Genomic DNA, 25,290 nt, shown 5'->3' with positions numbered 1-25,290 from the left:
GATTTGGTGTGGTAACTTTAGTCTATCAGAGAATCTCGCTTGTTTCATTTTACATAAAAATAGTGCTGGCGAATTCTCACCAACACTAGATATTATAGAACCAATAAAAACCATTCCATTTCTGTAGTGACTCGCTTAGAGTCCAAGCAGATTTGGAATGGTTTTTTTATAGTGTTAGTCCTGGCTGTGCGTTTAATGCCAGATCTAGTTGGTTATGGTTAGTGGAGTCAATAAAAGCAGCTGCACCAATCATTGCCGCATTATCTCCACAAAGTGCTAGAGGCGGTACCACAAGTTCGACTGATGATAATTCCTGTTCTACTGCTTGTGTCAGTGCTGTACGTAAGCCTTTGTTAGCGGCAACACCTCCAGCTAGTACAATTTGCTTCACTTTTTTATCTTTTGCACATCTAATTGTTTTTTTGACCAATACTTCAACAACAGCTGCTTGGAAACTCGCTGCCAGATCATTCCGATCTAACACGTCTCCTTTTTGTTCAGCATTATGAACTGTGTTGATAAAAGAGCTTTTTAGTCCACTGAAACTGAAATCATTTGTGTCATCTTGCATCATTGCTCTTGGGAATTTGAAGGTATCGACTCCTTTGTGAGCCATTTCGTCAATATGTTTTCCTCCAGGATACGGAACACCAAGTACTCTGCCAACCTTATCATAAGCTTCTCCTGCAGCGTCATCTCTTGTTTCTCCAATGATCTCATACTTTCCTGGCTCACTCATGTAGACCAATTCTGTGTGTCCGCCACTAACGACCAAAGACAGCAGTGGAAATACTAGCGGCTGTACGAGTTGATTAGCATAAATATGTCCTATGATGTGATTCACTGGAATCAACGGTAACTGATGTGCATAAGCTACAGCTTTTGCTGCATTGACACCAATGAGTAAAGCCCCTACCAGTCCCGGACCTTCCGTAACTGCAATGGCATCCAGCTCTTCATAAGTCGTATTCGCTTCCTTTAGCGCTTCTTCCATGACAATAGTCATTTGTTCGACATGATGTCGACTGGCTACTTCTGGGACAACGCCCCCAAATCTCTGATGACTTTTAATCTGAGAAGCGACAATATTTGATAATTGTTTTGTCCCATCTTCTATAACGGCAGCACTTGTTTCATCACAACTTGTTTCTATTGCTAAAATTCTTTTCATTCTAATATACTCACTTTCATAATTCACATTTCAATACAACAGCGTCTTCTCGCGGATTTGAGTAATAGTTTGATCGAACGCCAACAGGGACAAAACCAGATTTCTTGTACAATAAGATTGCCGGTTCATTCGATATCCGCACCTCTAAAAATAGTTCTGTTACGTTTTCTTCTCGTAATCTTTTTTTAGTTTCTTGCAACAGTTGAGTGGCGATACCGTTTCGCTTAAAATCCGTTTTGATTACAATCGTATATACTTCAGCTTCTAAGTGTACTTTAGAACCTCCCAGAAATCCAATGAGTTCTCCTTCATATTCAACAAGTAGATAAAATAGATTGGACTGTTCAAAAGTACCCTCAAATTGCTCAATCGTCCAAGGGGATCCAAATGCAAAACTTTCCTCTGATAAGGCGTGTAGTCTTTCTGCGATATCTTCCTGATGCTCCAGAAAACGATAAACTAGATTTGATTGATTCATCTCCATCACGTTTGCTCCTCATGTCTGTTTCGGTCAGTTATTGGCTAACATCATCGTCATTTCCAATGCATCTTCTTTGTCATTTGCATAGTATCCTTTTTTAACTCGCCCATTCGCAAATTGCATTTTCCTATACAGACTTTGTGCTCGAGTATTGGATACTCGGACTTCTAAACTGATTTTATCCATTTTTTCAGTAATCGCAATCTGTTTCAATTCTTCAATCAAAAAAGTGGCTATCCCTCTACCCTCATACTCAGGAATTGTCGCGATATTCGTGATATGAGCCTCTCTTGAGACAAACCAAGATCCAAGGAAAGCGACTGGTTTCTTTTGATCCATCACGACCATATAAAAAGCATTTTTATTGTATCGTATCTCGTGAAACAGCGCTGCTCGATTCCATGGCGTGAGCCCATCATAGCAGCGACGCTCAATCAAAAGAATATCGTCTATATGCTCTTCCGTAGCGATTTTGACACTTAAAAACTGTTCGTCACTTAGCGCAACGAAAGGATGCTCTAACCTGATACGCTCCGCTATTGGTCCAGGAAGCGGTTGTTTATGTGCAGGTAGTCTATCAGTCAACCATTGTTTAATATTTTTCAACCAAGCTTCCCCCTTTGTTATCAGGATTTGCCTCATTCCATTTTTCTTCTGCTTCTGTTAATTTCGTGTATTCAGGCACAAATGTATGAACATCAACCGGTTCTTCTTCCGCTCCTATCCATGCAAGCACGCTAGCTCTTGGTAATTGCTGAAATTCTGGCAAGACTAATAGACGGTCTTTTAAAGACTGCTGGAATATTTCTCGGTGTTTTTCTGAATCTGTTCCAACAATTATAATCGGTTCTTTTCTTTCTAGAAGCCTATTGACCCATGTTTCTGCAGAGACGTGCTGGTCTTTTTCAAGTTGTTCTAACTTTCCGTCTACAAAGCGGTAAAGTCCGGTATAGATGTTTCCTCTTCTAGCGTCCATGATTGGAACGACCAAAGCCTCTGTCCCTTGAGGCGCGTTTCCAGCTAATACTTTTAAGCTAGACACACCTACAAGTTCTATTTCTCTTGTCCAAGCAAGTGTTTTGGCTACCGTAACCGCTATTCGGACTCCAGTATAAGAACCCGGTCCTTTAGCTACAGCAATCCGATCGATTTCTTCAATCGTCAAGTTCGCGTCTGCTATCACTCTTTGTATTGTCGGCATCAATTGTATACTATGATTCCTTTTAACATTTGTGGTTTGTTCTGCCACTGTTATACCGTTTTCTACTACGGCAACAGTCATTGCCTGATTAGATGTATCCATTGATAGAATGCGCATTTGGTTTCTCCTTGCTGAATTCCTTTTCTTTAGTCTAGTTTAGCATATTTATGCTATCCGAGAAACTAATGAGACACTCTTCATGAGCGTATTCTTTGCATTTAAGAATAAATCGCCTTATGATTATGAAGTAGTAAAGATTAAGCGTTTTATCAGTATTTAAATTGGAAGGAGTTTTCAACTATGGCAGATAACAAAGACAGTATGAAAAGTAAATTAAAAGGTGCTAAAGATAAGATTGTTGGTGAAGCAAAAGATCAATACGGTAAATCAACAGATGACAAGAGCAAACAAGTAGAAGGTAAAACTCAAAAAGTTAAAGGCAAAGGCCACGAAACTTTCGGAAAAGCCATCGAAGATAAAGATAATCACTAAGAAAATTGACTATAAACTATTCAGCCTACCTTTTACCAATTTTAAGGTAGGCTGATTTTGTACTTTTGATCAGCTCTTACAACGGACTCTACTTAAATCAAATATAAAAGGAGAAAACTTATGACTCGAATTCTGATCACCGGTGCTACCGGTACCATTGGAACAAACTTAGTGAAACATTTAAAAGATAATTACGACTTAGTTCTTGCTGACGTTGATTTTTCAGATTTTCCAGAAGAATTAAAAGAAGGTACAACAATCATTGAAAAGGATTTATCTGTTTTAGAAAACTGGGACAGTGTACTCGATGGAATAGAATATGTGATTCAATTAGCCGGAAATCCCGATGCCGAAGCTGACTTTTACGAAGGGCTACTGGATTTGAATTATAAACTCCCTCAAAATCTCTATCAATCAGCGGAAAAAGCAGAAAGTGTGAAACGTATCATTTTTGCTAGCTCGATTCATGCGAGCGATGCTTATCCTCAAAATGTACAAGTCAAAACATCCGACCCTATACGTCCTGATGATCTTTATGGAGTATCGAAAGTTTTTCTGGAAGCTCTTGCTAGCTACTATGCTTTCAAAAAAGGCATTGAATCGATTGGTATTCGAATCGGTGATTATAAATCTCCTGGTGAAGACATTGATCCAGAAGCTGATTTCCGTTCTAGAGGATCCTACTTCTCCTATAGAGATATGAACCATCTCGTTGATTGCTGTTTGAAGGCGGAACTAGAAGAACCTTATTTACTCGTGAATGGTGTTTCAAATAATAGTTTCCCTAGACTAGATATCGATCATGCAAGAGTGAAATTAGGATACGACCCGCAAGATAATGCATTCGAACTTTAAATAATAAGAAAAGGTTTACTAGAGTCTTAATCAACTCTAGTAAACCTTTTTTACGCGCTGTCTCTTTTAATTAATTTTGTACTGACTGTAACACTCTTGGTCGCTTCTCTATCTTCTTGTATTCTTTCATGTAGAAGTTGAATGCCACTACGTCCCATCTCTTCTGTATATACCTTAACTGTAGTCAAAGACGGCGTTATGTATTTAGCAGTTGAGATATCATTGAATCCTATAATACTAACTTCTTCGGGAACTCTAATTTGATGCTCATAAAGAGCCTTGAGACACCCGATCGCAATCGCGTCATTCGCTGCAATAAATGCAGAAGGTAAATTTTCCTTGCCGAGTTCTGTAATGGCTTTTTCCATATTGTCTTTACCATCTTGTACTCGAAAAGCCCCTTTAAAAAAGTATTGCTCATTGTAAAGTTGCTTTTTCTTAAGGTAATTTTTTACATGATTCGTTCTAGGGTCTGTCCATGTACCGGAAAAGTCGCTATAAGATTCTTCTCCCGCTATAAATCCAATCCGTTTATGTCCTGTTTGAATCAGATAATCAATGTTTTGGCGCATCGCTTCCTTAAAATCAATCAAAACAGTATCGTCTGCACGGTCATCAGGTATATAGTCCACGAAGCAAACATGCGGTGCTTGTTCTCTCAACTTTTTAACTTGAGTAGGACTGAATTTACCGATTGCTAGAATCCCTGCCAAATCGCTATCCATTTTTTCTTCTTCTCTATGATAAACGCGTACGATTTCGTAATCCATCAACTGCGCTTGCTGTTCTGCTCCCAGACGAATGGATAAGTAATATAGATCGTTCAGTTCCTCTTCTTCAGTATACCAGTTTACAATCGCAACTTTATACTTCTTCTGAGTGATTTTCTTACGATGATTTTTGTATTCCAATTCTTCAGCAGCTTCGAAAATTCTTTTTTTTGTCTCATCTCCTACTGAAAGTGTTGGATCATAATTCAACACTCTGGAAACGGTCGAAGTAGAAACTTCTGCCTTTTCAGCTATATCTTTTAATGTCGCCATATTCTTACCCCTCCTTCCTTGTTTACCTATTGTACAAAAAGATGCTCAAAAGAGCACCTTTTTGATTTTTATTCGATTATTTCATCGTACTGAAACGATACGTTGTCTTAGACTGATACGTTTCTTCTGGACGTAAAACGATATTACCGAAACCTTCCTGATTTATAGCATCCGGTAAAGCTTGTGTCTCCAGTGTAATTCCGGCATATTGAGGAGCCGGTCTTCCCTTAATCGTATAAGCATCCATTTCAGCGTTATGCGTAAAAATCACGACGCTTTGTTCCTCTGTGTACATTTCCACTTTACGACCACTTTGGCTTTCTGTCAAGATGGCTTGAGGTCCTTCTACTGTCTGATCCAGTACAAATGGGTGATCGAGTCCTGACAGTGATTCGATTTGAGGTTCGTTTGATAATACAGCTTCTTCGAGAACTTTCAGTTCAGAAAAATCAAACGGAGTTCCTTTAGATTCTTCCAGTTGTCCTGTTGGCAAATTCCGATCGCCAAGCGTACCATGTTTAGAGCTCTTTAACTGAAGTTCGTGATTTAGTATAGGCTGATGAATATCTCCATTCAAATTAAAATAAATGTGATTGGTTGGATTAAATAAAGTTGTCTTATCCGTGTTTGCTGTATAAGCAATCGTCCACTCATTGTTGTCATTCAATGTGTATTCAACAGTTACATCCAAATTCCCTGGAAATCCCTCTTCTCCAGCTAAACTTTTGTAGGAAAATACTAAGCTGATCGAGTCAGACGCTTCTATTGTTTCCACTTCGAAAACTTTGGTATCCAGTCCTGCCGGTCCACCATGTAGTTGATTCCCTTTTTCATTTACGTCCAATTGAACTTGCGTACCGTCTATCTCATATTGACCATCTGTTATACGTCCAGCCACTCTTCCGATGGTTGCGCCATAAAAGGGTCTATAAGCAATCATATCTTCTAGGCTTTCAACATTCAAAGTGATATCTGCTATATTGCCATTTTTATCCGGTGTTACGATTTTTGTTACGATTGCACCGTAAGGAATCGCTGAAAGAGAAACACCGTTCGTATTCGTTATGGTGTATTCTGTTATTTCTTGATTCAGATAAAATCCAAATGCTTTTGTTGTTAATTTCAAACTACTTCCCCCTCTATTAAATAACTTTTCTAAGCAAGCGTTATCATCTATATATTATACCTTTTTCAGCCTCTCAGCGAAACGGTTAAATGCCTCTTTTCCAGCCTGATCTCGTTTAAAAACGCCCGCGTCTTTTAGAACTTGTAAGAATACATCTCCAACAGCAGATCGTATCACTTCATTAGCCGTCGTTTCGTTCAACTCTCCATGTTCTTCTTTAAGCTGCTCTGCCCATTTCTGGTGAATTTTTTCTACTGTTACATCTTGTCCTGCAAGATATTTTTGTACTTCATCTAATTCTCTTTCAAGTCTTGGTGGTAAAATAGCTAATCCCATCACTTCTATTAAGCCGATGTTTTCTTTTTTAATGTGCTGTACCGATTGATGCGGATGGAAAATACCGTCTGGATAAGCCTCTGATGTTCGATTATTTCTAAGCACTAGGTCCAGTTCAAATTGATCTCCTCTCATTCTGGCAATAGGTGTAATCGCATTGTGTGGTGTCTGACCTGTGAAAGAGACGATATCAACTGAGTGATCTTCATATGTTCCCCACGCTGTCATGATTTTCTTAGCTGCTTGTTCCATAGACTGCTTATCCGTACTTTGGATGCGAACAACAGACGTCGGCCATTTGACGATTCCTGCTGTTACTTGCGGCAGATCCCTCAATTTAAATGTATGCTCCATTTCAGCACGTTCCAGCGCAAAGGTATGTCTACCTCCTTGATAGTGATCATGAGAGAGAATAGAGCCTCCAACAATTGGTAAACCCGCGTTAGATCCTACAAAATAATGTGGAAACGTTGTTAGAATATCTAATAAATTTCGAATCGCTTTTTCTCCAACATTCATTGCACGATGTTCTTCAGAAAGGAATATCGCGTGCTCATTGTAATACAAATAAGGAGAGTATTGGTATCCCCAGGGTTCACCTGCAACGTCCAATCGGATTATACGATGATTCGTTCTTCCAGGGTGATTTGCATTCCCTGCGTACCCTTCGTTTTCTATACAGAGAAGATTCACTGGATAATCTGATTTCTCTGTTTTAGCCTTAGCAATCTGTTTTGGATCCTTTTCTGGTTTAGAAAGATTGATTGTAATCTCAATTTCTCCATACTCTGTTGCATGTGTGTACTCAATGTTTTTAGCGATTTCTCGCGTTTTAATATAATTACTGTCTTTACTGAGTTTATAAAAGTAATCGGTCGCTTCTTGCTTATTGTCTTTATATCGATCCCAAAAAGCACGGTTTACTTCTGAAGGTCTCGGTACGATCACATCCATAATTTTCGATTCCAAGATGTCTCTTTCAGATAGTGTATCTTTGATTACATTCTGGCCTATAGCATATTCAATCATTTGATCCAGTAAAGCTAATGGATCGGAAACCGCTTGTACTTCAACTGGCTTCAGCTCTTTTTTACCTAACAACTCTACTATCTTATTCGTAAAGTAAATGCTATCTAGAGGATCGATTCTATGATTTGTCTGATAATACTTTATAAATGACACAATCGTCTGGTCGATTGACTGTGTTTCCAACTTTTTTGAAGTCACGTCTGTCATACAAGATCCCATTCCTTTGTTCCATCCGCTGTTTCTGCTATATAAACCTCGCCCGGATGTCCTATCTCTTCTTCATAAGCTTTCTCAACTTGTTCAATAAAAGTTTCTACTGCATCCTGTTCTACGATAGCAATACAGCATCCACCAAATCCGCCGCCTGTCATTCTAGCGCCCACAACACCTGGTTGCTTCCATGCTAATTTCACTAATAAATCTGTTTCTTTAACCGTCACTTCATAGTCTTCATGTAAAGAAGTGTGCGACTCGTTCATCAGTTGACCAAAAGTCTTTAAATCTCCTGACTTTAAGGCATCAGCTGCTCGCTCTGTTCTTTTGTTTTCATAAACTGCATGTTTGGCTCTACGAACAAGTACATCGTCACCAATAACCTGTTTGTTCTCTTCAAATTCTTGTTCTGATAGTTCACCCAACGAAGAAATCTCTAAAACCGTCTGAAGTTTTTCAAGTGCTTCCTCACACTGGCTTCTTCTTAGATTGTATTCTGAATCGACAAGTTCTCTTCGTGTCATCGAATTCATAATCAAAATTTTATGATCAGGTAAGTCTACAGGCACTTGCTCATATTCTAATGTATTGGTATCCAGTAACATGGCGTGAGATTTTTTCGCCATCCCGACTGCAAATTGATCCAGTATTCCAGAGTTTAACCCCATAAATTCATTCTCTGTTTTCATACCTAGCTTAACTAGATCAAGCTGTTCAATGTCCAAGTTGAATACTTCTCTGATCACTACACCCGTCAAGAGTTCTAGTGACGCAGAAGAAGATAATGATGCGCCATTTGGGATGTTTCCATTAATGTAAATGTCAAATCCGTTAGGTAATGTACCATAATTTTCTTGGATGTATTGAGTCATACCTTTTAAATAATTCGTCCATTTGTCTTCTTTTTTATATGAAATATCGGTTAAGTCAAAATACATGATACCATCATCTGGAAAGTTCGCTGAATAAGCGGCTACAGATTGATCCTCTCTCATAGATACCACTGCATATGTGCCCATTGTAATCGCGCAAGGAAAAACTTTTCCTCCATTATAATCTGTATGCTCTCCAATTAAATTAATTCTTCCGGGAGAAAAAAATACACGTTCTCCGTCTTTTCCAAATACATCTTTGAATCCGCTTAATAATTGTTTCGTCTCCATGCTACTCCTTCTTTCAACTGTATTTAATTATATTGTAAGCCTTTTAGTAAAAACATACAAGTAAATTTAGTAAAAATAGAATCAAAATAAAAACGCCTAATAAATAGTTACTTAGGCGTAGGTCTTTAATTAAGCTGTTTACCCAAAGATGCTTTCCAGTATTTGAACGATTGGATCTGAGAGATTCGTGCCCATTGCGCTAGTTATCATATTTAGGATAAAGAAACTGATTACACCCACCCCAAATATTAAGGCACTTTTTTTGTATTTTGTTCTATCATTTTGCATGTACTCACCTCCTTAACAGTATCCTTTCAAAGACAATATTGTTCTTTATACTCTTCCATATATAAAACTTCAACAACTCCAGACCAGTCCAGAACGCTTCCAACGAAGTCCACAATGTCTAACCCCTTCATTTCGTATGTGTCCTCGTTATTTACAGAACCCGAAGCATCTTCTATATAAGTGACCTTATATCCTCTGTCTATCCCAGCTATTGAAGTAAACAAGCAACAATACTCCGCATTGAAACCTACTATAAATAAATGACTGACCTGGTTGAGCTTTAAATATTCTTGTAAAGAATGATTCAATAAAGCGTTCGGTGAATCTTTTTCTATAATCTTTATGTCCATTTGTTCGATGGATTCTGCTAATTCACTATCTACTGAACTTGGATCAAATATTGACCCAGAATCCTCTAGTATGTGTTTTGTCGCGACGACAACTTGCTGCCTTTTTTTAAAATCATCTATTAGTGTATGTATATGTACTAATTCTTTGTTGAAATCTTTTCTCTTTAAAATGCCTTTTTGTGCATCTAAAACGATCAGCGCCTGCATTGGATCCTCCTTAATATTGGTTAAGTCTATTTATTCCCTACAACCAAAGCTCATCAATCACTCATCATTCTTATTTATTTGCCATTTATAAATCTATCTTACACTTTTAACATTATGTTAGCAAAAATTTTCAGAAAGTTTTTTTAGAAACTGTTTTAATTATTCTTCACAAAATCATCATAACTATTGCAGTGGCATCCCTGAAACGTGGGTTTTATTGTGGTATAATGAAGTTGTGAAAAAAACGAGTAAACGATAAAATACACGACTGATTAGGGGGTCACTATCATGCCATTTCTTCCATTTTTATATTGGGATAACACATTTATTTTAATTATTATCGGTATGGTCATTTCAGGTTTTGCAAGTATGTACGTTCAATCCACTTATCGTAAATACGGTGAGGTTAATAGCAAAAACGGCTTTACGGCTTCAGAAGTCTGCCGTAAAATTTTAGATGTTGCGCATCTTCAGGATGTTCGTTTGGAAGGTATCCGTGGTAACTTAACGGACCATTATAACGCTCAAGAAAACGTTTTGCGCTTGTCTGATACGACAAGAAATTCTAGATCCGTTGCCGCAATCGGTGTAGCAGCTCACGAAGCGGGGCATGCTTTACAAGACCGTGATGATTATGGTCCATTAAGACTACGTGCAGCACTTGTGCCGGTAACGAACTTTGGACAGACTGCGGCTTTTCCTATTCTATTCTTAGGGTTCTTTTTTGGTGAAGCTGGTGGAATGCTTGTCAATATCGGTATTCTACTATTTTCTCTAACTTTACTATTCCAACTGGTTACTTTACCAGTAGAATTCAATGCTTCGAATCGTGCAATTCAAGTACTTGAAACTCAAGGATTACTCAGTAGAGAAGAAATTCCTCAAGCACGTAAAGTCTTGAACGCTGCGGCTCTAACGTACGTTGCTGCGGCTATTGCTTCATTCTTAAGTGTCTTGCGTCTCGTACTCATTTTCAGTGGGAACGGACGAAATCGTGGATAAACCATTGATATAATGAAAAAGACGAAATCTCAACTTAAGAGATTTCGTCTTTTTTGTTATCCGTTTTGTAAGCTTTCAATATAGTGTTTCAATACATGAATCGTCTGAATACAATCCGATAGTTCAGACCATTCTTTCGGATTATGACTGATTCCATCTTTACTCTGGATAAACAGCATCGCTGAAGGTATGTGCCGTCCTAGAATCATAGCGTCATGTCCTGCTCCACTGGATAATTTAAAAGGCTCTACTCCATTTGCTCGGCAGCTTTCAGATAATTGCTGCTGCAAGTTATTTGGAACAGGAGAAGGGGCAACGTCATGTACCGTTTCGTATGCAAAGGAGATCCCAGTATCAGCTGCTATCGCTTTACCGGCTTCGATAATTTTTTCAATCAGCTCTGCCCTAGAGTCAAAGTAAATATCTCTGATATCAAGATACATAATGACCTCTCCAGGTATGACATTTGTCCCATTTGGCTTGACTTGGATATTCCCAACAGTTGCCACAGCTGAATCATTGACTGTGCGTGGCAGTCTGCTGACTTCTTGTATAAACGCACTAGCTGCAACTAAGGCATCTTTACGGTCATCCATTGGCGTGTTTCCAGCGTGTCCTGCAATCCCTTCAAACATTACTTTCAACCAATACGGTCCTGCTATTCCCGTTACCACCCCACAAGGAAGCCCCGCTTTTTCTAGTTTCTTTCCTTGTTCGATATGCACTTCTACGAAAGTCTCAATTTCTGATAAGTCTCTTCCAGCATCTTGATAGCCTTGAACAGTCAGTCCAACATCTTGGATGACCTCTTCAAATAAACGACCATCATAATCTCTTCGTAGAAGCGTCTTTTCCATATCTGTATCGCCGACCATTGCTTCGCTACCGGTTAAACCACCATTAAATCTAGACCCTTCTTCATCAGTAAACACGACCACTTCGTATGATTTCTCAGGAGTATAGCCTGTATCTTTCCATGCCTGAGCGACTTCAAGAGAGGCCAAAACACCAATCGTTCCGTCAAAATGTCCCCCGTTTGGTACAGTGTCCACATGAGAACCACTTAAGACAGCTGGTTTTTCTTTCTGTTTACCTTCTAATTTCCCAAAAATGTTCCCCGCACCATCTTCGGTAACTGTCAGTCCAGCTTCTTTCATCCATCCAACCACTTGATCTTTAGCTTCTCTTTCAAGAAAAGAAAAACCAGGACGTCTAGACCCTTCCTCTTCCGTCAAACCGATATTGGCCAGTACAGATAAGCGTTCCGCTATTCGTTTACCAGAGACCCCATTTTTCGATAACGTACCATCATAAGTCTTTAATAATCGCTCACTTAAATCTATGTATGGATTTGCCATTTCAATCTCCCCTTAACGATTTTTATTCATTATAGCATGTTTAAAAAGAGAAAAAAGAGATGATCTTTTTTAGATCATCTCTTAAAACGTTCTATTATTTTGCATCTTCTGCAAAGACAATGTGCCACTCCTGTTGTTTAGACAAGAATTCGCGTGCAACTTCTTTAGCACCTTCTAAGGTATGGTGTGCAGCCCAACCACATTGTTTCTCGTTACTAGCCGGTACTTCGTCAGCTTCTAGAATATCTTCCATTGTACGTTTCAGTACATCTAAAATCTCATCGTAATTTTCGTGGTTGATTACGGTAAGGTAGAAACCTGTCTGGCATCCCATCGGTCCAAAATCAATCACATAATCTGCATGATTGCGAATATGTTCCGCAGTCAAATGCTCCAACGAGTGAACCGCCATCATATCCATATGCTCTTTATTTGGCTGTGAGAAGCGAACATCATATTTAACAATTACGTCCCCATTCGCACCTGTTTTGCGATCTGCGACTCTTACATATGGTGCAATGACTTTATTGTGATCTAAGTTGAAACTTTCAACGTTCATTCTTTTTTCTACCATAGTTCTGATCTCCTTTTTTACGCTTAAACTTTTGTGCGCAATCCTTTACCTTGATGAACAAAATGAGAAGCCGCTTCTGTTTCCTACAGTAACTAATCCTATTGATTCATCTACTAGTTCAGCATACCCCAGATTTGACACTTCTTCAATCCTTAATTGGTATAGTATTTAAAGTAGACACAGGCTAGGAAAAAATACGACTTTTTGCACTGGAAATGTCCAGAGCTCATTCCCTCTCGTTACTTTGATCAGCAGAAATATCTCATATTTTTCCACCGCTCATTCTCATCTTTATTATCTAGAACGAAGAATATCTTCATAGAAAATAGCTCTTGAAGTCTCAATATAAGGTGTGATGAAAAGGTAACCCAAACCTAGTGTCAAAGCACCGACGAAATGCCATCCAATAAAGCTTAATTCTAGTACGAACAACCTACCTTTATGACCATCCATCAGTTCTCTACTACGCGTTATGCAATCCATTGGTGAAAGGTAGTGCCCACTCTCTGTAGCATCTTTATAAACGAAATAAGTCTGAGCGTACGAAAAACTTTTAACAATGCCCGGTATAACAAACAAAAACGACCATAGAAACGTATAAAGCCACTGCAGTATGTACATTGCTAAGACAGGCACTGCGTGACCCTTTTTCAAAACCTGAATTGAGTCTCTCAACGGTACGATTTCATAATTAGGATTTCTAACCACATCTAACAAAGTATAGGAAACACCGGTAGCAAATACAATTGTCAAAAGATTGGTTCCCCATTCTCTAATAGTCGTCGTTATATTCGTATCTGTTTCTGTTATTCCATTTATATAATTTCCATTAAATATATTGGTACCAAAAAAACCAAAAGCTAATGAAGATCCACCAACGATCAAAATCCCAATCAATACTGGAATAATGTTTAATAAAGCCGCTTCCTTCCATCTACCTTGTAACGTCTGTCTGGCCAATCTTCTAATTTCTCCTACTGGTAACATCTTAACACCCTCCAATTTCAATTCAATTTATTTGTAACTGTAATATTTTTATTTGCTACTTCTAAATTTCTTAGTTGAATTATTAAAATACTTGTCGACCTATCTGGCAGTTGTTCATTCAATATTTCTAAATTTTCCAAAATCGTCCAACAAGTCGACTGGTCTACTTTATCTTCAGATTCACATAACGTCATAAACCGTTTTTCATAAGCTTGGAGTAAAATAGCTCTTTGGTCGGGACCCGCTAACCCAATTCTCCAGGTTGCTCGTAGAACACTTTCAGCAAGTTCCTGATTTGGCACATATGTACACTTCCAGATATCCTGAAAACTATGTAAAATTCTGCGTTCAGGATCGCTAATGGATAAGTAGCATAAGAGCTGACTTGCACCTATCTTCTCGTAAAGATTGGATGATTTCAAACTTGAAAGCAATGTTTCCCAAACTTCGTAAGACCAGTCTACTTGATCTTCACTTTTCTCTAAAAGCAAAATAAATGCCGTCAGCTGACACTCTTTTTTCCCGTGTTCAATTATTTCTAACAACATACGAGTTTCTTTATCCATCATCAAATTCATCCTTTAGCATACTGTCCTTGTTTAACTGTATCTTTATTTTACTAAAGCCATTCGGTCAATTCTATCATGCTTAAGACTGATTTTTATCGAGCTCATATAAGTCTAGTGATTGTTCAATCTCTATTTCGACTTGTTTTCTAAGCGCACTGAGTCGATTTTGAGAAGTTGTGATTTGATTCAAAAGATTTTCAAGACTCGATAAATTATCTTGGATTTTATTGTAGTTACTAACGTCAGTAAAGATATTGTCTAACATAAAATCCATTAAACGATGACTATTTGAAAGATATTCGTATCCGCTATCCCAACTGTAAGAAACATCTTTCAATTCTTCTTGGTAGCGCATTAAACCAACTTCTACTTTTTGCATAATGGATTCCGCTTTATCAATATGATCATATTTAACCACATCTGTTAAGAATCCTCCTCCAAGCATATCGACTGTTGACCAGGACTTTGCAGAATCTAAAGCATCTATCGCTTCGTATACATATCTCAAAATTTTTTGCCCAATGTAAAAAGCTTCATCAATCTCTTCGCAGGTCTCTCTCAAATGCTTTCTCTCACTGAATGCTTCAAGCACTTCTTCTCTATAAGGACCGCTAGTCTCGTTCAATTGCTGCTTTAGTGCGTGTAATTGCGTCGTCAATCGATTACGTTCATTTTCCAAGCGCTCTTGTTCTAAATAGGCTTGTTCCAATGTCTCAGTACACTCGTTCAGATGTTTGTAGGCTTTGGTTCTAGATTGCTCTATTTTTTCTATGTATTGTTCTTCTCTGCCAATCAAACTGGTTAAAAAACGTTTAAACTGTTGCTTTGTATACTGGTCTGATGATTTTGTAAAAGATTCGTATACTCGTTTTGCATTTGCTTTCGCCTGCAAACAATGGTTTAAATACTTTTGGTTAACGATCATTTCCTCTTTCACTCTTGTCAATTTCGTATAAAGATTGTCTAGCTCTATCACTTTTTTTGCCTTCTTTCGATTGACGACTCATTTTGTTCTTTATTATACCGATTGTTTTGTTTCTTCGCTATAACGAGTTAAACAAAAAAGGCCAAAGCATATGCTTCGACCTTTTACTTTTTAAATTGAATTAATTCGTTCCAAGCTCTTCACGTACAACATTGGCGATACGTTCTACATAGTTGACTACAGCTTCTTCAGTCTCTGCTTCTGCCATGACTCGCAATAGTGATTCTGTTCCACTAGGACGAACGAGTACACGTCCATTTCCAGCCATCTCCGCTTCGACTTCTTCGATAACTGTCTTAATTGCGATATTATCCATTACATTGTGTTTGTCTGTAACAGGAATATTGACTAATTTTTGCGGATACGTAACGACTTCTTCCGCTAATTCAGACAATTTTTTACCCGTTTGTTTCATAACGTTTAGCAATTGAACACCTGTTAGCAAGCCGTCACCTGTTGTATGATAATCAAGGAACACAACATGTCCTGATTGTTCTCCACCTAGGTTGTATCCATTTTTAAGCATTTCTTCTACTACATAACGGTCGCCAACCTGTGTTTTAACAGATTCTAAATCATGTTCTTCAATCGCTTTATAAAAACCGATATTACTCATAACTGTAGAAACAATCGTGTTTTTCTTTAAACGTCCTTCGTCATGCATGTATTTACCACAAATATAGAGAATTTTATCTCCATCTACGATATTTCCTAGTTCATCAACAGCAATCAAACGGTCGCCATCGCCATCAAAAGATAATCCAATGTCCGCACCTTTTTCAAGCAAGAATTCTGCAAGATGTTCTGGGTGTGTACTTCCGACACCTTTATTGATGTTTAATCCATCAGGTGAAGCTCCCGTTACATCAAATTCTGTATCCAAGTCTGCAAATAAACGATTTAATAAAGGACTAGCTGCTCCGTTAGCACCGTCTAGTGCAACGTGGATACCAGAAAGATCTCCAGAGATTGTTTGCGTCAAGAATTGGATGTATTTCAGCATACCTTCTTTGTACTCTTCAGAAGTTCCTAAACCATCTGCGCTTGGGCGTGGTAGAGTATCTTCATCAGCATCAATCAATGCCTCGATTTCTTGTTCTTGATCGTCAGACAACTTAAATCCGTCTGCTCCAAAGAACTTAATTCCATTATCTTGAACAGGGTTATGAGAAGCTGAAATCATAATACCGGCAGTTGCGCCTTGTTGACGCGTTAAGTAAGAGACCCCAGGAGTCGTCAATACGCCAAGTCTTAAGACTTCCGCTCCTACAGAAAGTAATCCAGCAATCAATGAGTACTCTAGCATACGTCCAGATACTCTAGTATCTTTTCCGACTAATACGCGTGGTCTTTTTTCATCTGTATGTTGAGCTAACACATAGCCGCCATATCTACCAAGTTTAAAAGCCATTTCTGGAGTTAATTCTGCGTTTGCGATTCCTCTTACTCCATCTGTTCCAAAATATTTTCCCATTGTTTAATAGTCTCCTTTTCATTCACAAAAACTCTGATTTTTATTCTGAAGTGCCTTCATCCGTTGAAGCTTCCTCATCACCTGTTGTTACTCGAATCAATACTTCTAGCTCTTCAGGATCTGTTTCCGTGATACCCTCAGGTAATTTTAAAGGTACTGTTCGAACCGTTGATTCAGTAATGCCTGAAACATCTACTTCCACAGAAAAATTATTCAGCGCCTCAAGAGCGTCTGTTTCTCCCGTTACTTTGATATTTTCTGGTTCTCCTTGTGCAATTTCGAGTGCATACTCGTAATTTTCATCCACTGTCCCTGTTTCTCTTAAAACGATTGGAACCGTTCTTTGTGTTCCTTCAACAGGAATCGTCACGTCAATTTGCTGAGGATCTATATTTACGTTCAAAGGATCCCCTATATCATTTAAAACTAATACATTCAAAGTCATGTCTATATCATCTGTAACGCCACTATCTTCTGGTACAACAACGACCATTACATCTGCAATCTCATCCATCGTTGACTCAGCTCCGGAGATTCGAACTCTTTCAGAAGATAAAACAGGTGTCCCTGCTCTATATCCTTCAGCTAAATGCGTCGATTCATTGAATTCAACACGTACTTCGTGTTCTTCAACTCTTTTTTGTTCAACTGTTAAAGCGAAGTCAGATGGACTGATACTATAATCTAATTGGCTACTAATGCCTTCAGCTTCTAAACGAACCGTATGTGATCCAGGGCCTAATTCATTTAGATCAGGTGTAACAATATTAAAATTTTGAGTAGCTAGCGTCTGCGTTAATATCGCTTGCGGTCCTTCCAGACGAATCGTTGCCGTTTCCGGTATGCCAGCTACAAAATAACGATCTCGATCAACATTGATATCAATCGGCATATTTGTAATCACTTCGGTACTTGTAATACTAGCACCATCTGTTGGGTTAGTTGATAGATTTCTAGATGCTTCTTCGTAGTAAACAAATGAAAACAATAAAATCGCAAAGAACAGCGCAATAAAGCGTGTTACCCAGTTATTATCCAAGTTCCATTTCATTTACCAGACACTCCTTTCCGAACGGAGTCAACGACTCTTTGTAGCGGTCCTTGTGTCTCTTTTTCTTTTTCACTCATAACTAATTCTTTATTTAAATAATCCACAACATCGTTACTACTCATTTCAGTGATGAGGTTTCCGCTACGGGCGATACTAATTTCTCCTGTTTCTTCAGAAACAATCAGCGTAATCGCATCAGTAACTTCTGACAGTCCTATCGCAGCTCTATGCCTTGTTCCTAACTTTTTAGGAATCGCTGAACTCTCAGATAATGGTAAATAACTCGCTGCTGTCATAACCTTGAAATCTTTGATGATGACTGCACCGTCATGTAATGGTGTGTTTGGAATAAAAATATTAATCAAAAGTTCAGAAGAGATATCTGCTCCTATTGATATACCTGTTTTAATATATTCGTCCAAACCACTTTCCATTTCAATAGAAATCAATGCACCAATTCGTCTTTTACTCATATATTGAATAGCTTGTGCCATATCCTCTACGACGACTTCGCTTGGATTACTTTTCTTTCTTCTACCAAAAACAGAACCTCTACCTAAATGCTCTAGCCCACGCCTTAATTCTGGCTGAAAAATAATAATCAAAGCCAAAGCAGACCATTGAATGACAAAATTCACGATAAATTCTGTTGTATTCAATTGCAACACGGCACTAAATAATTTAAGTAATAATATTACCCCTATACCTTTGAGCAACTCAATCGCTCTTGTACCCCGGACAATTTTAATCAACTGATAAATAAAGAATGCTACAATCATAATATCTACAATATTGATAGCTGTTCTCCACGTAAACAAATGCGACCAGTCAAAATCCGTTAATAAATCAAAGGGCATGAAAGTCACCTCCTAATTCTAAACATGCACGAAACAAGTATATCATAATTAAGCCATTTTATTGTTCATTTAAGCGAAATTTGTTACATTTAATCTTTGAAGAAAGTCATAAAAAAAAGCCAGATAGCAGAAGCTGCTACCTAGCTTTTAAAATACTGGGCTACCAGGATTCGAACCTGGGGAATGACGGGATCAAAACCCGCTGCCTTACCGCTTGGCTATAGCCCAAAAAATGGAGGGAGTAGGATTCGAACCTACGAACCCGAAGGAGCGGATTTACAGTCCGCCGCGTTTAGCCACTTCGCTATCCCTCCAAAATACATTAGAAAAAATGCTTTACCTGAATGCCGGCTAAAGGAATTGAACCCTCGACCCACTGATTACGATTCAGTTGCTCTACCTACTGAGCTAAGCCGGCTCAAAAGTAAATATTTCTTAAACACATTTCCAACATGACCCCTACGGGATTCGAACCCGTGTTACCGCCGTGAAAGGGCGGTGTCTTAACCGCTTGACCAAGGGGCCATTCTATCTCGTGCTTTTTTTAACACAAGATATATTGTATTATGAAATACCCCTTTTGTCAACAGTATATAGAATTTTTTTTAAATTTTATGCATCTATATTGATTGTCTTGTATTTGTCAGATTTTCTCTTAAATAGTTCAACTACATACGGACAAATCGCCTTAATTTTCTTTCCTTGTTTCTCCATATCTTCCACTACTGTATCTACCAATTGTTCTGCTATTCCCTGACCTCTTAAAGAAGGATCTACGAATGTATGATCTATTGCAACGACGTTATCATTAGGAACAAAAGTGATTTCCGCAAGCAATTTTTCATCTTCTTCTTTGTAAAATCGATTTTCGCCTTTTGTAAATTCCATTTTTCTACCTCCTAAATCATTATGGAATTAATGTTAGCATATTTTAAATGTATTTACTTCTATCTTACCTTTTATAAGTGAAAAGATGTCCAAATCGTCAATAAAACCGCTTTAAATCAATTTTTTTCTGAAAACATTCATAAATCATTTGACATCTAAAAAATGAGGAGTAAACTAATAATGCTAGAGCGCCAAAGAACGTTATTTCCCAAAGGAGGAGACATTTTTATGTCCGAAATTTCTAAAGATCACAAGATACTAGTCATCATGATATTAAACAAAACAGAGCTATTAGATGAGTTGCTTTTAGAGTTTACAACTGCAGGTATTGATTCGGCTACAGTATTAAACTCTGTAGGTATGGCACAACAATTATCTACACTTGAAAACACTCGAATCCTTTCTACTTTGCGTCCGTTTATTACATCTGATCATTCAGAGAATAAGATGATTTTTACGATCGTAGACGAGTCACAAATTGAAACGATACGTACTGTTGTTAAAGATGTTATCGGAGATCTATCAGATCCGGATACTGGCGTACTGTTTGCCATACCGACTTTATTCACTGAAGGCTTTCATTAACATACTTTGCTAGGAAGGAAGAGAGATTAAATTGGAATTCAATACTATGTTTTACGTGGCCCTGATGTTACTTGTAGGGTCTTTATTCGGTCGCGTAGCCGCTATGATCAAATTACCAACCGTTACAGGCTATATTTTCGGTGGCTTGTTGATTGGTCCATCATTTTTCCATATTATGCCCGAGACAGTTCTTGACAATATGGAGATTATATCTGAAATTGCATTAGCTTTTATATCTTTTACCATCGGATTATCATTCAAGGCAAGTTATTTGAGAAGAGTTGGTTTAACTCCACTGATTATTGCTGCCATTGAATCTACACTAGCAGCGGTACTAGTGGCTGGCTCCTTGATGCTCATAGGGAGTGATACAGCATTTTCTCTGATTATGGGAGCAATCGCTGCAGCAACAGCACCCACTTCAATTTTACTCGTTATGAAAGAGTATCGCGCAAAAGGACCAGTATCTGAAATGCTCAAAAGTGTAGCAGCTCTAGATGATGCCACTGCGCTCATTTTGTTTGGTTTTTGTTCTACTGCGGTTAGAATATTGGTGAACACCTCCGGTGAAAGTATCAATGTTCTATCTTCAATTCTCCAACCGATTTTAAGCGTCTTTATTGCGCTAGCTATAGGTGCTTCTGTTGGTTTCGCTATGAAGTATCCTTTGAAATATACAAAAACATCTGGGCAAAAGCTTGGTTTGCTGATTGCTTTTGTATTTTTGTCTAGTAGTATTTCGGTTGGACTTGGCGTTTCAGAGTTACTCTCCGCTATGATGACTGGTACTGTGCTTACGAATATTTCAAGCGATGCACCACAGATGGGGGAATTTTCTGATCGCATTACACCTCCAATCTTTATACTATTTTTTGTATTAGCTGGTGCACAGTTAGATATTCATATCATTCCAACTGTTGGTTTAATTGGAATTATGTATACCGTTTTCCGCGTTGTCGGAAAATTCTTCGGGGCTTATATTGGGGCTTTACTAACGCGTTCCCCTAAAGTCGTCAGAAACTATCTTGGATTTATGCTATTGCCTCAAGCAGGTGTCGGAATTGGATTGATTGCTATTTCAGCTGGTATTTTACCTGAGTATGCTGATCAAATCAGAACCGTTGTTTTAAGTGCAACATTGCTTTATGAATTTTCTGGACCGGTCATCACTAAACTCGTTTTGCGTAAAACCGGCGAAATTGGTACCATCCCGTCAAATGTACAAGAAGCTGCAGATTTTTAAAAAACTATCTTTACCTTAACGAAATAACCCGGATATTAATGACTCCTATCGAGGTCGTTAATATCCGGGTTATTTATTTTGTTTTTTACGAATGATTTGTTCCTGTTTTTGAAGTAGGTTCACTCTTTAATGAATTTTATAAAAACAAATCGCACTAATGGGCCCATTATAATTAATTGCAGTGGTAAAGCGACTATTAAGTTTTTTCCATAAATAAACATATAATCAAGCAGGATAGACCCGGTAGCTTTATTTGTATGAATATACGTAGAAATTAGTCCATATATAGACATAAAAAAGGCCATCCCTACAACCATACACACAGATATCCCAATCACTTTAAAAATTGGGTTCTCAGTATTTTCCGTAAGTTTCAACGCTATTTTTTTTGCGTTTGGACCTACCAGGAACAAATCTAGTGTGAGTGCAATTGAGAATCCAATTACAAAATCTCCCATTCCTTCTAAAAAACTAAGGTGTCCAATCATCCCATTTAAGTATAGATTGTATATGGTCATAAATAATACCATTCCAAAGCACATAATTGAACCAAAATATAAACTTTCTTTTTTCGTATTCGGCATATATTCTCCTATCTATTTAATCGCTCCAGCTATTGTACCCTGAAAGATTCTCATTTCGTAAGTAAGAATTCTATCATAATCGAACTAATAAAAAAAACTAGAAATACAGACACTCACTTACGTCGTCTGTATTTCTAGCGAGGAATTTATTATTGTTCAAGAGTATTTGCGTTGACTTCACCTCTTTTAGCAAAAAAGAAAAAAGCGCCAAAGATCAAACAACTATAATATGTGATAATGCGCCAGAATATCAGACAAAGTATCAATATAGTTGGTTGAAGAATCAGACCAAATAACAAAGAAAAACTATACTCAGCTCCGCCGCTCCCTCCTGGTATAGGAACCAATGAGGAAAACATCATAATAAATGCATGAAAGGCAATAACTTGAAATAAATTAACGTTTTCAATGCCTAGCCCTTGTATAATGAAAAATGGAATACTTAAAAACAAACTCAGTTGTGCTAGCGTCAATAGACTACACTGGAATAACAACTTTAAATCAAAACTCATTCGATTGCTTTCCTCATGAAATGAAAGGAGTTTACGATCCAATTTTAATTTCCATAGCTCGTATCGTTCTTTTTTAACAAAGAAAGATACTGGCTTCAATGCTGAATGTGCAATAAAAAAGGCGACTCGTTTACTTTTTGCGATTGTTACAAGCGTAATGATCACGACTGTATTTAAAACAAATCCAATCACAATCAAAAGACTCAATTTAGGAATGGGATTATTTTGTAAATAACCAAAACCGAAGACTAACACAATGAACGAACTTAAAACGAGCATAGATTGAAAAATGATAAACTTTATTAGCAGAATTGAACTGCCTACACCAACAGATATCCCATTTTTTTTCATCAGAAATAATTGAGCGGGTTGTCCTCCACTAGCAAATGGTGTAATGGTGTTGAAGAACTGTCCGATCATTGTAATTTTGACAGACTCCCAAACAGTTTGAGGACTATCCACTTTTCTAGTGATTCTTCGAAGTACCATAGCTTCTAAAAACCAGTAAGCACACATAATGAGCATGCCTATGAGTAACCATCTAACTTCTACTTGTCGTAGATTCTTTACCGCAGCATGTACATCAATATCTCTAAAATGAAATATGATATAACCAACGCTGACCCCAAGAACTAATAACAAGCTTATCAGCTTATTTTTCTTTAATTCAATGCCTATAGATTTCATGATAATAGTCCTTCCATATATTCCAAAGTCGGTCTTCAGAGTAATATTGTGCTCCCTTACGCGCTTTTCCTTTTGTATCCTGGTAATGATCTTGGTTTACCCTTAATTGCTCAATAGAGGCCGCAAATTCAGTTACTGTCTGTCCCTTAATATAGTATCCTTCTAATATTGCCTCGTATAACTCTAAATCTCTAGTTAAAATAGGAAGACCACTACTCATAGCCTCCAAAATGGTCATTGGAAACAGTTCATTATAAGAAGGCATAAATAATAAATTGGATACATTATAGTAATCATTCATTGAAGCGCGATCAATAATACCTGTAAAGTAGACATTCTTCGGCGGATGATCAAAAATCTTTTTCAATTCTTCGTATCCTGCAGTCATTTTCCCAAACGAAAAGCCTCCCACCCAGATAAATTGAACCTGAGGGAGTTGCTTTGAGACTGCAATAAAATCTAGTATCCCTTTACGATGCTGGATTTGTCCGGCTCCCATCACCACAAACGTGTCTTTCGGTATACTCAAGGTTTCTCTAGTAGCCAGTTTTTCTTGAATATTCATCGGGTAGAAAACTTCTTTTGCTACAAAGTTTGGAATATACGTTACTTTTTCCTTCTTGATTCCATGCGCTTCTAATTTAGGAATAAAAGCGGGATTGACGACCACCAGTTTATCCATTCTTTTATAAAATGAGAGAAGGTATCTATTGAAAATCTTCTTTATGAGAAAAGGTAGCTGTAAACTACCTTCCAATGTTTCCGGTAAAAAGTGGACATGACCTACTCTTATTCCTCTTTTTTTTCTGGAGAATGTAGATAGATAAAACCAAAAATCCACTGTATGGTAATGTGTAATATCGGCTTTTATATTTTTATTAACTGTTAATTCATATGTATTTGAATCATCCTTATTCAGTAGGTTGATAAATTCTCTATAAGCTGAGCCAACGCCTTGGCCCTTAACTTTTTCTGCTGACGACAGCATATTTAGTCTAATCATCATTTACCTCTATTTCCCTTTAATATCTTTCAAATACTACTATTATTTCTTTCTGACCTTAAAGAGATGCTTTCATTTTTTAACTCTTATTCCGATAAACTTCTGGTCAGTAGATAGTATACCAAAACCTGTTCTTATTGACATTAGACCTTAGACCGATTAAACATAAATTTAACAATTAGGTGGTAGTGATTTAATCTAACTTTTATGCTGATTTCTAATTAAAAAGAATCAAGTAGGTGGGGGTGACGAACGCGACTTCTCACACCTTCGTACGTACAGATCCGTACAGTTATTCTCTTTTGTAACAGTTATCCAATCAACGTCTTTCCCTTCTTTTAACTATCCTTAAATCACCTCTATAATACTATAGAAAGAACTGACTTCTGTAAGTTCAACTATTCCTTGTTGTCTCTCATACCGGGCTCATCAAAAAAAGACAACGCCCAAGGACGTTGTCTCATAAAAGCCACTTGCCGGATTCGAACCGGCGACCTCATCCTTACCATGGATGCGCTCTACCTACTGAGCTAAAGCGGCTGATATTTTTTGCAAATAAAAACTCCGCAAGCAGGGCTCGAACCTGCGACAACGCGATTAACAGTCGCGCGCTCTACCAACTGAGCTATTGCGGAATCAAAAAATGGTATTAGATAAAAAAAAAGAACTGCACGGCAACGTCCTGCTTTCACAAGGGGAAACCCCTCACTATCCTCGGCGCTGGGAAGCTTAACGGCTGTGTTCGGAATGGGAACAGGTGGATCCTTCCCGCCATCATTACCGCACAATGACTCTTTTTCTTTTTAAAAGAGAACTCCGTTCTCTGAAAACTAGATAGTTGACTGTTCACGCACATGTTTTGATCCAACACTTTCATACTCTTAACCCCGTTTTGTGGTTAAGTCCTCGATCGATTAGTACTGGTCCGCTCCATACATCACTGTACTTCCACTTCCAGCCTATCTACCTGATCATC

At 37.9% G+C, this 25,290-nt stretch carries 27 protein-coding genes, 6 tRNA genes and 2 rRNA genes; 5 read left to right on the top strand and 30 right to left on the bottom strand.

The window, feature by feature from the left end; translation table 11 throughout:
* Nucleotides 1-166 precede the first annotated feature (166 nt).
* Genes tsaD through tsaB form a run of 4 tightly spaced genes read right to left on the bottom strand, consistent with a single transcriptional unit; the run spans nucleotide 167 to nucleotide 2,970 of the window.
* On the bottom strand, nucleotides 167-1,171 hold the full coding sequence (tsaD, locus tag ACFP65_RS03040; protein WP_379915761.1) for a tRNA (adenosine(37)-N6)-threonylcarbamoyltransferase complex transferase subunit TsaD: 1,005 nt from the start codon (nucleotides 1,169-1,171) through the stop codon (nucleotides 167-169).
* A 16-nt stretch (nucleotides 1,172-1,187) separates the two neighbouring features.
* Nucleotides 1,188-1,655, bottom strand: a complete 468-nt coding sequence (rimI, locus tag ACFP65_RS03035) for a ribosomal protein S18-alanine N-acetyltransferase (protein WP_379915759.1) — start codon at nucleotides 1,653-1,655, stop codon at nucleotides 1,188-1,190.
* Nucleotides 1,656-1,682: 27 nt separating this feature from the next.
* Entirely contained in the window at nucleotides 1,683-2,258 is a 576-nt protein-coding gene (gene rimI / locus ACFP65_RS03030) for a ribosomal protein S18-alanine N-acetyltransferase (RefSeq protein ID WP_379915757.1), read from the bottom strand.
* A complete protein-coding gene (tsaB, locus tag ACFP65_RS03025) occupies nucleotides 2,245-2,970 on the bottom strand; it encodes a tRNA (adenosine(37)-N6)-threonylcarbamoyltransferase complex dimerization subunit type 1 TsaB (protein WP_379915755.1) in 726 nt (241 codons plus the stop codon). Before tsaB ends, rimI (ACFP65_RS03030) begins: the two co-directional genes overlap by 14 nt.
* Nucleotides 2,971-3,153: 183 nt before the next feature.
* Between tsaB and ACFP65_RS03020 the strand changes: the two genes are divergently transcribed.
* A complete protein-coding gene (locus tag ACFP65_RS03020) occupies nucleotides 3,154-3,345 on the top strand; it encodes a CsbD family protein (protein WP_379915754.1) in 192 nt (63 codons plus the stop codon).
* A 120-nt stretch (nucleotides 3,346-3,465) separates the two neighbouring features.
* Nucleotides 3,466-4,200 carry an NAD-dependent epimerase/dehydratase family protein gene (locus ACFP65_RS03015; protein WP_379915752.1) on the top strand — a complete coding sequence of 245 codons (735 nt, stop codon included), beginning with the start codon at nucleotides 3,466-3,468 and terminating at the stop codon, nucleotides 4,198-4,200.
* Nucleotides 4,201-4,250: 50 nt separating this feature from the next.
* Here ACFP65_RS03015 and ACFP65_RS03010 read toward each other — a convergent pair whose 3' ends face one another.
* From ACFP65_RS03010 to ACFP65_RS02985, 6 genes are all read right to left on the bottom strand, one after another.
* The gene (locus ACFP65_RS03010) at nucleotides 4,251-5,243 is read right to left on the bottom strand and encodes a LacI family DNA-binding transcriptional regulator (protein WP_379915750.1); all 993 of its coding nucleotides are present in this window, start codon (nucleotides 5,241-5,243) and stop codon (nucleotides 4,251-4,253) included.
* 76 nt (nucleotides 5,244-5,319) lie between these two features.
* Nucleotides 5,320-6,369, bottom strand: coding sequence for an aldose epimerase family protein (locus ACFP65_RS03005; RefSeq protein ID WP_379915748.1), 1,050 nt, complete (start codon nucleotides 6,367-6,369; stop codon nucleotides 5,320-5,322).
* A gap of 54 nt (nucleotides 6,370-6,423) precedes the next feature.
* Nucleotides 6,424-7,941 carry a UDP-glucose--hexose-1-phosphate uridylyltransferase gene (galT, locus tag ACFP65_RS03000; protein WP_379915746.1) on the bottom strand — a complete coding sequence of 506 codons (1,518 nt, stop codon included), beginning with the start codon at nucleotides 7,939-7,941 and terminating at the stop codon, nucleotides 6,424-6,426.
* Nucleotides 7,938-9,110 carry a galactokinase gene (locus ACFP65_RS02995; RefSeq protein WP_379915744.1) on the bottom strand — a complete coding sequence of 391 codons (1,173 nt, stop codon included), beginning with the start codon at nucleotides 9,108-9,110 and terminating at the stop codon, nucleotides 7,938-7,940. The genes galT and ACFP65_RS02995 overlap by 4 nt, the downstream gene beginning before the upstream one ends.
* A gap of 138 nt (nucleotides 9,111-9,248) precedes the next feature.
* On the bottom strand, nucleotides 9,249-9,398 hold the full coding sequence (locus tag ACFP65_RS02990) for a hypothetical protein (RefSeq protein WP_379915742.1): 150 nt from the start codon (nucleotides 9,396-9,398) through the stop codon (nucleotides 9,249-9,251).
* Nucleotides 9,399-9,424: 26 nt separating this feature from the next.
* Nucleotides 9,425-9,955, bottom strand: coding sequence for an isochorismatase family protein (locus ACFP65_RS02985; RefSeq protein WP_379915740.1), 531 nt, complete (start codon nucleotides 9,953-9,955; stop codon nucleotides 9,425-9,427).
* A gap of 288 nt (nucleotides 9,956-10,243) precedes the next feature.
* Here ACFP65_RS02985 and ACFP65_RS02980 point away from each other — a divergent pair, with 288 nt between their 5' ends.
* Entirely contained in the window at nucleotides 10,244-10,957 is a 714-nt protein-coding gene (locus ACFP65_RS02980; RefSeq protein WP_379915738.1) for a zinc metallopeptidase, read from the top strand.
* Between the two features lie 56 nt (nucleotides 10,958-11,013).
* Here the strand turns inward: ACFP65_RS02980 and ACFP65_RS02975 are convergent, their stop codons facing one another.
* From ACFP65_RS02975 to ACFP65_RS02915, 13 genes are all read right to left on the bottom strand, one after another.
* On the bottom strand, nucleotides 11,014-12,315 hold the full coding sequence (locus ACFP65_RS02975) for a M20 family metallo-hydrolase (protein WP_379915736.1): 1,302 nt from the start codon (nucleotides 12,313-12,315) through the stop codon (nucleotides 11,014-11,016).
* Between the two features lie 94 nt (nucleotides 12,316-12,409).
* Complete coding sequence (locus ACFP65_RS02970; protein ID WP_379915734.1) at nucleotides 12,410-12,889, bottom strand: S-ribosylhomocysteine lyase; 480 nt, start codon at nucleotides 12,887-12,889, stop codon at nucleotides 12,410-12,412.
* Between the two features lie 294 nt (nucleotides 12,890-13,183).
* Nucleotides 13,184-13,876: a DUF975 family protein gene (locus ACFP65_RS02965; protein ID WP_379915732.1), complete on the bottom strand. Its 693-nt coding sequence runs from the start codon at nucleotides 13,874-13,876 to the stop codon at nucleotides 13,184-13,186.
* Between the two features lie 17 nt (nucleotides 13,877-13,893).
* Nucleotides 13,894-14,445, bottom strand: a complete 552-nt coding sequence (locus ACFP65_RS02960; RefSeq protein ID WP_379915731.1) for a hypothetical protein — start codon at nucleotides 14,443-14,445, stop codon at nucleotides 13,894-13,896.
* A 79-nt stretch (nucleotides 14,446-14,524) separates the two neighbouring features.
* Nucleotides 14,525-15,421 carry a hypothetical protein gene (locus ACFP65_RS02955; RefSeq protein WP_379915729.1) on the bottom strand — a complete coding sequence of 299 codons (897 nt, stop codon included), beginning with the start codon at nucleotides 15,419-15,421 and terminating at the stop codon, nucleotides 14,525-14,527.
* Nucleotides 15,422-15,551: 130 nt separating this feature from the next.
* Complete coding sequence (glmM, locus tag ACFP65_RS02950) at nucleotides 15,552-16,904, bottom strand: phosphoglucosamine mutase (RefSeq protein ID WP_379915727.1); 1,353 nt, start codon at nucleotides 16,902-16,904, stop codon at nucleotides 15,552-15,554.
* Nucleotides 16,905-16,944: 40 nt separating this feature from the next.
* Nucleotides 16,945-17,955, bottom strand: coding sequence for a YbbR-like domain-containing protein (locus ACFP65_RS02945; RefSeq protein WP_379915725.1), 1,011 nt, complete (start codon nucleotides 17,953-17,955; stop codon nucleotides 16,945-16,947).
* Complete coding sequence (cdaA, locus tag ACFP65_RS02940; protein WP_379915723.1) at nucleotides 17,952-18,812, bottom strand: diadenylate cyclase CdaA; 861 nt, start codon at nucleotides 18,810-18,812, stop codon at nucleotides 17,952-17,954. Before cdaA ends, ACFP65_RS02945 begins: the two co-directional genes overlap by 4 nt.
* Nucleotides 18,813-18,967: 155 nt before the next feature.
* Nucleotides 18,968-19,040 (bottom strand) — tRNA-Gln (locus ACFP65_RS02935).
* 5 nt (nucleotides 19,041-19,045) lie between these two features.
* Nucleotides 19,046-19,126: transfer RNA gene (locus ACFP65_RS02930), tRNA-Tyr, on the bottom strand.
* Nucleotides 19,127-19,157: 31 nt separating this feature from the next.
* Nucleotides 19,158-19,230 (bottom strand) — tRNA-Thr (locus ACFP65_RS02925).
* A gap of 35 nt (nucleotides 19,231-19,265) precedes the next feature.
* Nucleotides 19,266-19,337: transfer RNA gene (locus tag ACFP65_RS02920), tRNA-Glu, on the bottom strand.
* An 87-nt stretch (nucleotides 19,338-19,424) separates the two neighbouring features.
* Nucleotides 19,425-19,700 (bottom strand): GNAT family N-acetyltransferase, encoded by a 276-nt coding sequence (locus ACFP65_RS02915; RefSeq protein WP_379915721.1) that lies wholly within the window; start codon nucleotides 19,698-19,700, stop codon nucleotides 19,425-19,427.
* A 228-nt stretch (nucleotides 19,701-19,928) separates the two neighbouring features.
* Between ACFP65_RS02915 and ACFP65_RS02910 the strand changes: the two genes are divergently transcribed.
* Together ACFP65_RS02910 and ACFP65_RS02905 are read left to right on the top strand one after the other, a co-directional pair.
* Nucleotides 19,929-20,285, top strand: a complete 357-nt coding sequence (locus tag ACFP65_RS02910) for a hypothetical protein (protein WP_379915719.1) — start codon at nucleotides 19,929-19,931, stop codon at nucleotides 20,283-20,285.
* A 31-nt stretch (nucleotides 20,286-20,316) separates the two neighbouring features.
* Complete coding sequence (locus ACFP65_RS02905; RefSeq protein WP_379915718.1) at nucleotides 20,317-21,528, top strand: cation:proton antiporter; 1,212 nt, start codon at nucleotides 20,317-20,319, stop codon at nucleotides 21,526-21,528.
* A 119-nt stretch (nucleotides 21,529-21,647) separates the two neighbouring features.
* Here ACFP65_RS02905 and ACFP65_RS02900 read toward each other — a convergent pair whose 3' ends face one another.
* The 7 genes from ACFP65_RS02900 to ACFP65_RS02870 all read right to left on the bottom strand — a co-directional run.
* Entirely contained in the window at nucleotides 21,648-22,112 is a 465-nt protein-coding gene (locus ACFP65_RS02900) for a DUF2798 domain-containing protein (RefSeq protein ID WP_379915716.1), read from the bottom strand.
* 149 nt (nucleotides 22,113-22,261) lie between these two features.
* Nucleotides 22,262-23,311, bottom strand: a complete 1,050-nt coding sequence (locus ACFP65_RS02895) for a lysylphosphatidylglycerol synthase transmembrane domain-containing protein (RefSeq protein WP_379915714.1) — start codon at nucleotides 23,309-23,311, stop codon at nucleotides 22,262-22,264.
* Complete coding sequence (locus tag ACFP65_RS02890; protein ID WP_379915712.1) at nucleotides 23,292-24,314, bottom strand: glycosyltransferase family 4 protein; 1,023 nt, start codon at nucleotides 24,312-24,314, stop codon at nucleotides 23,292-23,294. Before ACFP65_RS02890 ends, ACFP65_RS02895 begins: the two co-directional genes overlap by 20 nt.
* Nucleotides 24,315-24,781: 467 nt before the next feature.
* Nucleotides 24,782-24,854, bottom strand: a tRNA-Thr gene (locus ACFP65_RS02885).
* Nucleotides 24,855-24,876: 22 nt separating this feature from the next.
* Nucleotides 24,877-24,949 (bottom strand) — tRNA-Asn (locus tag ACFP65_RS02880).
* 34 nt (nucleotides 24,950-24,983) lie between these two features.
* A 5S ribosomal RNA gene (gene rrf, locus ACFP65_RS02875) occupies nucleotides 24,984-25,099 on the bottom strand.
* Between the two features lie 109 nt (nucleotides 25,100-25,208).
* Nucleotides 25,209-25,290, bottom strand: a 23S ribosomal RNA gene (locus ACFP65_RS02870); the annotation flags it as partial.

It is taken from the genome of Marinilactibacillus sp. GCM10026970 (genome assembly GCF_042660675.1).
Lineage (GTDB): Bacteria > Bacillota > Bacilli > Lactobacillales > Carnobacteriaceae_A > Marinilactibacillus.
This window is presented reverse-complemented; position numbering and strand designations above follow the sequence as displayed.